The following is a 7,798-nucleotide window of genomic DNA, read 5'->3' as shown; positions in this document are numbered from 1 at the left end:
AAGAGACAGCCCTAGTTCCGCCCTCGATGATGTTCCTATTCCCTGAAGGCGTGACAATGGAATTTACTGGCATTGTTGCATCTGGGACAATTTGCGCCTGGGCTTCGCCAAGGAAAAACGAACAGCTAACCAACAAAAAGCCCCAGGACAGAAAAATCTTCTGTTTGCCATCTTTTAGTCTTTTCTCTTCTTCGTTGGTTAGTCCACAAAGGTGAAGAAAAGTAAATGAAAAAAGGCGAATTGTCCCGTTAGATGCTTCTTGGTAGCCCCGGATCATAAACTCTAACCGTCTAAATTGAAATCAGAATATCACAGAGCGCAATTGAAAAAAATACTCATGCTAAACTGATATTTTACAACCCGATTTTTTAAATAAACCGGGTTGTGGGACATCCAAATTAGGGAGAGTTCTCCAAGCTAATTAACGTAATCGGCAAATCGCTAAAGTCCTGCAATCCTGCTGAATCTAGAAGTTTTTTCCACTCATTAACTAAGGTTGCATCGTTTGGATTCTGGCGGCGCGATTCAGCTAAGGTTGCCACTGCATCATGCCAAATACTGTTTTCGGCATAGAACTTAGAGCGATCTAGTAAAGAAGCTTTCACCACTTGTGCAGCATTTGGTGAATTTATTTCTGTTCTCTGAATCCACTCGGTTATAAAAGGGTTCCGACTGCGATTTTGCGTATTGCAAAAAACCGTAAAATACCAATAGTATTTTTTCTCTTTCTCCAAAGCAGGAACGTTTGTTGGCAAGCTAATTCTGATTATTTCAGCTTTACCAGAAATGGGAAAAGTTGTGCTATAAACATTTTTTCGATTTTCATCTTTTAGCACAAACTCTGCCGTTTGTGCAGAACTTTGCGGAACGTATACAAAAAATTCCGGTTTTCCTTCCACTGTCAAACGCGATTTATCGTTAGCAGGCACTAAAGCACTTAACGGTGGACCAGAAATATTTTTATCTAGTTCGCATTTTCCTCCCCTGGTTCCCCCAGAACCTGTTTGACTAGGTGCTCCCCGATCTTTTGGGTTATACTGTGCTACCTCCATTACTTTGAGCTGAATTCCTTCTTTTTGATCTAGAGTTGTCAATGCTAGTATTTGGGTTGGCACAACAGCATAAGCACATATACAAGAAGTGAAAATCACCAGGAAATTCTGGCTGCTCATACCTTAGTTGCCTCCTCAGTTAGCTTACTTAATAAAAAATTGCTGAATATGAACGGTATCTACAATCACAGTATAGTCGTAACTAATCAGCTAAAAAGCCTGCAAAACTATGCAAAACTGCCCAATACAGTAGTTTTGGACTCAACGAGCTACTAAAGCGACCCCATACAGCCGCTTCGTTAACTCAGAAAATTCCGGTAGCTGGTTTAGTCTGAGTATTCCTATAGCTGGTGAAAATTATGAAGCGAAAGTTAAAAATACTGAATATGTTAAACCCCGTGCAATTAACTGGCGCTATCAAATGTCTTTGGCATAAGCGTGTCAACAGTTTACAAGTAAACCCGCCGCAATCAGCAGCGGGTTTTTTGTTTGGCAAAGAGATATGAGATTGAGTTGATGTTGCACCAGGAACAGTGAAAGTGCGGGGAAGTTGTGGTAATTTGCTCCAACTTCCAAGGAAAGCGATCGCGCTCTTGTCAATGAGGTAGTGACTGTAGGTTCGCAGACAAAGTGAAATTTTTTCAACGGGAAATCAGTACTTCTAGCCTCTGTTGTTGCAGACAAAGTGAAATTTATTTGCAGACTAAATGAAACTAACCTGCCAAGGTCGCGCACTAAATGAAATTTTCCGCAACAAGCTGGTTTGTTGCTAGATAGGAAACCCTTAGCTTACTCGAACTATAGATAGAAGAGTTCCTCATGAAGAAATGGCAACTTTTTTAGTCAAATCCATTCGTTCGCTCACTCGTCCCTACTTTTTTTCAGCCACAGTTTGCTCCAGAATTGTCAAGCGCTCCTGGAGTTCTTTGATGCTCGCTTTCAAAAAGGCAATCTCTTGAGTTTGAATCGTCTGTGTGGCCTTTGCAACGGTGGTGCCGTCAAAAAATTGCTTGATAATTTTGACAACAGCCGTACTTTCGGTGATTGATTCTGACTCCATATATTGGCGCAGCTTTTCGTGAATAGAGGGAGGTAAGTATCCTACGACCCGAAGATTTCTCGTTGTCATCAGTAGTATGCTTGTTAGTGCTAATGTATGCTACCATCTTCCAACTACTCCGTGGCCGTTAGTATGCCTTGAGTATGCCGTTGTAGCATTTTGACTGAGCGTTGGCCTATGCGGTCATAATTAGAAAAATTCAGCATCCCAAATTGACTCAAGCGGTTGGTAATTACGCCAATCCTCTTGGCAGGAGCATCTGACTACAGAATTTCTCACCCACCCAATTGGCAGTTGACAGGCAGGACAAGTATTAAGAAGTAAACAATCATGGATAGAGCAGGCAGTAACAACTGATAAATTCCAAATGCGTCGATAATAAGGTTCGGCTTGCAAACAAACCGGACAAAGTTTGACCCAGAGGTATTCCAAAGTCCTGGTAAGAACAACTTCTCCAAATACCTCAACCATCTGCTTATGGAGATGCCGACTTTTGTTGACAACAGGAAAGGCCATCGACCAAAGAACACTTTCTGGGACATCACAAAGGAAACTCAATTGAGATAAATCATCTTGTTTGGGATGAAACACATTAGCATAAATAATTCTTTGCCTTAATCCAGACATTTGAAAAATTTGGTTAGTAGAAGAGTAGTAGTTAGCTTCAGCGAGGCGAATGATATAGCCAGCTAGACTTTCATCAGGGTACGGTCTCGGTCGTCGCAATAACCTTCTTTTTAGCTCCACTATTAACCCACTCTATTGATGTAAAATTTCCGATGCTTTTCTATTTTTTTGCTTGGACTTGATTCTACAGTTAGTAACTCCTACCTTCACCGAGCCGTCGGAGGTAGAAGCTTCTGCTCTAGAAACTTCCCAATCATTTGTTAGAAAAGGATTTTGTTTAGTTGGTTTATCAGCTTTAACATACTTATCGAAAGCATAAGCTAATATATTTAAATCCAGTTTTTCTTGACCTTGCTTTAAGGCTAGATTGCTTCCATAACGAATCAGTTTCATCACGTAAGCGACAATTCCATCTGAGGCATAGTAAAAACGCAATGCCATTTCTTCACTGCTTAAAGAAGATTTTTCCATCAACGGAAGTTGAGTTTCCACTGCGTGTAGAAAAGTACGGAACTCCATCCCTCCATCGGCTGACCAAGAAAACGGACTCAAATTGTATCGAGTCGCAAATCTCCGGCTCAGTTGCGGGTTGAATTGAAAAACCGTTTCGGCTTCCGGTAGCCCAATCAAAATCATTGGTACTTTTGTATCTAGAATCAAATTCTTCAACCAGTCGGATACAGTTTTGAGAACTTTAGCTGAATCTCGGTCGATAAAATGTTGAAATTCGTCTAGAAAAACGAGTTCGACCGAGCAATCTTTCATCAATCCAATCAGCCTAATAGTCTGGCTACTGGTACTCCCCTTGTCATAAGCAGGGTCTCCCAGTTCCCACAACAGCTTCGTGACAACGCTTTTGACAGTAGCAGGTGTTGGAATTGTCACAGACAAGACTGGAACTATAGTACCGTCAGCAGTTTCTCTCCTGGGATAGTCTTGTTGGTAACTCTTGATGAGAGTGGTTTTCCCAGCACCAGTTGCTCCGTTTAAAAATAAGCAATCTGGTTCATCTTTGAGATTAGATAAATGATGGCAATCATCAATCGCGGTGAGGATTTCCTTGCACCGAGGATAGACAATGTAAATGTTATTGACAATGTAAAGCCTTTCGGAAAAGGTAAGGGCTGAAAATGGTTTTCTATTCCTCGGCATTAGGGTTGGCCTCATTAGAGTAAGTTGGTAAACCGATGCTGACATCCCATCCCGTGAGGTCGGGTTCCCATGAGTTTTTAGAATTAAATGTTTCAGTTTCTTTGGGAACAGGTGAACCTTTTTGGGGGGCAGTTTTTTGGTTACGTAAGCGTTTTGATGGCTTCTGGGTGACAGGTACATCAGCAGAAGTATCCAGGGTTACCGTCACAGAATTGACTGGCGCGGTTTCTTCAACTCTGTTGCTGTCTGAGTCAGAAAGAGGTGAAGTTTCATGGAAGTGAAAAGCACTGCCTCTATCAGATATACCCGTCATGGGATGGGATTGATTAGAAGCATCAAAAGCTTCCCTTTGTTCTAACGGAGGAGTTGCTTCTAAATCTAGTATTTGCTCAGTTTGATACCCTGTATTAAATCCTTCTCGCCCGATGCCAAACCATCTAGCCATAGCGGTACGAGTTTTTCCTTTCTTAGTTACCAACCATTCCCGTTCGACGATTTCTTGAATCTTCTTCTTGGCTAAGGCTAGCGCCACAATATCTACTTTTTTGTACTCTTGTGCTGCGAGATTTTTAATTACCTTGTGCTGCCAGAGAGTTAAGCCCGTGGTATATTCAACAGCTAGAGCGGGAACGGCGATAAAGTTGTCAGAAGTTGGCTCAAAAACATAGATGGTTGAAATATCATTTGGGTCGATTTTAATGAGCGCTTTTTCTCTGACTCTTGTGCCATCTTTTCGTCGCTTATCTTCTGGTTCAAAATAGGAGCGTAGCCGCACTAAGTCGGGACAATTGTAATAAAGCCCTGACCACTCTACTCCCCTTCTAGAAATAACTCTTTTCTCAATTAATCCTACTAAAACTCTTAGCTCTTTATTATATGGGGGTAGAGCAGGTGGATGAAAGTCTATTGCTCTAGACCAAACTTCAGAGCGAGGACACTTAAACTCAGGATGCGCGTTTTGGTTGTGAATGTCAATGATAAATAAATGAATCATTTCTTGCAGCGCTTCAAATGAAACTACTGCATTTTTTTGCGGGTCGTAGTCATAGTCTTTAACAAAATCAGACAGAAGGTTTCCGGGTTGCCCTGCTAAAATTTTGGTATTTAACATCCCAAAGTATCTTTCAATAGAACCCTTATACCAAGGCATTTTAGGAGGGGTATATTGAACGTGAATCTGGAGTTGTTGGCAAGCGTCTTTAAAGTGTTCGCTTAAAAATTCTTTTCCATTATCAACAACCAGCGTCTCCATTAATCCGTAAGCGTTCCAATCATGCTGTACGGATGGAAACTTAGACTTTACGTAGTCTTTAGGTCGGATGGCATTGAGCAGACATTGCATGACGCTCAAAGAACTGAATGGTTCAAAGCTGAGATAATAGCCGACCACTAAACCTGAATACTTATCAACAGCAGATGTTAAAGCTGGAGTACCAATTGGCAGCCGAGTTTCGTTATCTACGACAAAGAAGGGTAGCTTTGTATGGTCAATTTCTACTCTTTCTAGGGGTCGGGTAACTTGCACGGGATGCTGTAGGGGAGCGTACATTTTTTCCGCTGCTTTTTTACCATACCTGGCGACAGCTTTTTCTAATGGTTCTAACTTGAGAACGAAGCGATAGATAGTCGAGCGATGGGGAATTTTTAGCAATTCCATCCCCGTTTCTTTACGGAAGCAGTTTTCTCGCACAATTTCAGCAACGACTTCATCGTAAACTGCATCAACTTTGGCTCGATTGGGGTTCAGATATACTCTGGCAATGGCTGAATCTATGATTCGTTTAACTTCTGGAGAAATTTTGGGTCTGTAATCTCCTCTTTTTCTATAGTTGGGGACTAATGCACGGATATCTTGACCGGAATCTTCGTAAATTTTTAGCCAGCGATAAAGTGTAATATAAGAGGGAGGTGTTGCATCTTTTATTGACTGTGCTACTTGCTCTATAATGGGAGCTAATTCGGCTTTGGTTCGCGTTTTAAAGTTTTTCTCTAAGGTGGCTCTTACATATTTTTCTCTGATTTTAGCCTCTTGTTTTAATGACTCCGGAATTTGGCTAAAATCAGCGGCAAGGTAATCTTTTTTTGGCGGACTAAGTGGCCTCGCTGGGTTCTCGAATTCCAGAGAGCCTTTAAATAGAGATTGGACTAAAACCGTTTCTTTGATAATTGATAAATTTTCCGTGACGACATCGCTAATTTGAAAGTCTTCTCCGGTTAGCCGTTGTTTGATGACGTACTCGCGACCAAGAAGCCAAAAGTGTAGTCCTACTTGAAATTTTACTCGACTCATGTAGGTTGCTCCTACGGGGAAAGTTGAACTTTTGTCCGGGTAATTAGGCTCTCTGAATTAATCGGTTTCATCAGGTCGGTTTCTAAAACTCCCGAGAAAATTAATTTCATTAAGATTTTGAAAGAAATTTGTTTGGTGGTTAAGTCCTGCTGTGCTGCTTGCAAGGAGGTTGATATTCGTTCTTTAAAATATTGATGGCAATCAATATAGTTCTTATAGGTTAATGGCTCTCTGGCATACCGATAAAGAAGTTTGACATTATCAAGTAGTGGTTGCACTCGAATCATTTTGTCGGTAACTACTACGAAGGAATATCCCTGTTCTTGGCATAAGGGAGCAACGCATCTGAATAGTCTGATATTTTTGGGAGAATGTACTTTGCTTTCTGGTTTAATTTCTACAATCTGTTGGAATTTTTTTCGTTTTACTAGGAAATCGGGTGTATATTTTAATTGCTTGTTGGAGATAGTGTAACTAATTGTCAAAGGTTGACTTCGGTATGACTCGACATCTGGATCTATTTCTAGCAGGTACATATAGTCTCTTTCAATCAGAGACTCAAACCAGATACCTGTCTGCATTTTTAAGCTGGCAAACAAACCAATATTTTTTTTGGTTCCGGTGTTCCTAATTTTTCTGGCTGGAGTGACCAAGCTGCACCCGCTCTTGCTGAATAGCTTTCATCTGGTTCGCTTCTAGCGTAGTCCAACTGTCGGCCTATTTCACTTACTCCGCAACAAAATTTCACTTACTCTGCATAAATTTCGTTTAGTCTGCACAAATTTCATTTAGTCCGCGAACCTACATGACAAAGAGTAGTATGCTGAATTTAGCTCCTAGTATGCTAAGGTAGCATATTTAACCAATGACCGATGACCAACAAGTATGCTTTTTAATGCTACTGGTGGCACTAATAAATTTTTGGGACTGTTTGTAAACGATTTACAGGCTTCCATGTCCAACGCATTTGAGTAAACGAACTCAATCAGGTTAGCAGTGATGTAGATCGATCGTTTTATCCGACCATCAATTTTGCCCAAATTTCCACTTTTTCATGCTTGTACGTACATTAGACATGGCTTGCTATTACAGTAAGGGGGAAACAAGTAGTGCTAGGTGTGCATAAAATACCTCCGAAAACCAGAATTATTCGCAATAACATCTGCCAAATTTGCTCGAAAGTAGGAATAAATAGGAATAAGTAGGGATAAATAGGAATAAATAGGAATAAGTAGGAATAAGTAGGAATAAATAGGCTCATTTTTACCTCTTTTTTCCGACTCTAAAAAGGGGTACTAATAGGCTCAAAAAAAGTATGGAGCTTTGAGTTTTTGGGTTAAAGTGCAGCGATAGCTGCTCTTTAAAACAAACAACGAATTAACCGCATTGCTATTGAATCAGTTGGCAGACAGGAAAACTAACAAAAGCAAGAAAATCTGGGATAAAGCCAAAAATCAGGGTCTTCCGGCATCATGGGGTAAAATGTAGTTAGCACTACATTTTACCCGAAAAGGACGATGGATTTTCATCTAGATACCTTATTAAACTTACCAAACGTTACAGTTTTCACTGCTTATGAAAAAGAAGGATTCTTCATTTTAAAATTAGAGTTGTTAA

At 40.6% G+C, this 7,798-nt stretch carries 8 protein-coding genes and 1 pseudogene; 1 reads left to right on the top strand and 8 read right to left on the bottom strand.

All coding sequences use genetic code 11. The annotated features are described in order from the left end of the window. Together IQ264_RS33290 and IQ264_RS30230 are read right to left on the bottom strand one after the other, a co-directional pair. Positions 1–277: pseudogene (locus IQ264_RS33290) on the bottom strand (hypothetical protein); the annotation flags it as partial. Positions 278–398: 121 nt separating this feature from the next. After that, complete coding sequence (locus tag IQ264_RS30230) at positions 399–1,172, bottom strand: DUF928 domain-containing protein (RefSeq protein WP_193986024.1); 774 nt, start codon at positions 1,170–1,172, stop codon at positions 399–401. A gap of 239 nt (positions 1,173–1,411) precedes the next feature. On the opposite strand from IQ264_RS30230, the gene IQ264_RS30225 reads away from it, so the two are divergent. Continuing rightward, the gene (locus IQ264_RS30225; RefSeq protein WP_193986022.1) at positions 1,412–1,558 is read left to right on the top strand and encodes a hypothetical protein; all 147 of its coding nucleotides are present in this window, start codon (positions 1,412–1,414) and stop codon (positions 1,556–1,558) included. 365 nt (positions 1,559–1,923) lie between these two features. On the opposite strand, the gene IQ264_RS30220 is transcribed toward IQ264_RS30225, so the two are convergent. The 6 genes from IQ264_RS30220 to IQ264_RS30195 form a co-directional block, all read right to left on the bottom strand. Further along, positions 1,924–2,181 (bottom strand): hypothetical protein, encoded by a 258-nt coding sequence (locus IQ264_RS30220; RefSeq protein WP_193986020.1) that lies wholly within the window; start codon positions 2,179–2,181, stop codon positions 1,924–1,926. Positions 2,182–2,301: 120 nt separating this feature from the next. Beyond that, on the bottom strand, positions 2,302–2,859 hold the full coding sequence (locus IQ264_RS30215) for a TniQ family protein (RefSeq protein ID WP_193986017.1): 558 nt from the start codon (positions 2,857–2,859) through the stop codon (positions 2,302–2,304). Between the two features lie 12 nt (positions 2,860–2,871). Beyond that, complete coding sequence (locus tag IQ264_RS30210; RefSeq protein WP_193986015.1) at positions 2,872–3,891, bottom strand: TniB family NTP-binding protein; 1,020 nt, start codon at positions 3,889–3,891, stop codon at positions 2,872–2,874. Further along, positions 3,878–6,181, bottom strand: a complete 2,304-nt coding sequence (locus tag IQ264_RS30205; protein ID WP_193986013.1) for a Mu transposase C-terminal domain-containing protein — start codon at positions 6,179–6,181, stop codon at positions 3,878–3,880. Before IQ264_RS30205 ends, IQ264_RS30210 begins: the two co-directional genes overlap by 14 nt. 11 nt (positions 6,182–6,192) lie before the next feature. Next, positions 6,193–6,762 (bottom strand): TnsA endonuclease N-terminal domain-containing protein, encoded by a 570-nt coding sequence (locus IQ264_RS30200; RefSeq protein ID WP_228061929.1) that lies wholly within the window; start codon positions 6,760–6,762, stop codon positions 6,193–6,195. A 2-nt stretch (positions 6,763–6,764) separates the two neighbouring features. Continuing rightward, a complete protein-coding gene (locus IQ264_RS30195) occupies positions 6,765–6,929 on the bottom strand; it encodes a hypothetical protein (protein ID WP_193986026.1) in 165 nt (54 codons plus the stop codon). Between the last annotated feature and the right edge of the window lie 869 nt (positions 6,930–7,798).

Origin of the sequence: [Phormidium] sp. LEGE 05292, from assembly GCF_015207735.1 — a bacterium.
GTDB lineage: Bacteria > Cyanobacteriota > Cyanobacteriia > Cyanobacteriales > Aerosakkonemataceae > Floridanema.
Note: the sequence above shows the minus strand (reverse complement) of the source record. Positions and strands in the feature narration are given on the sequence as shown.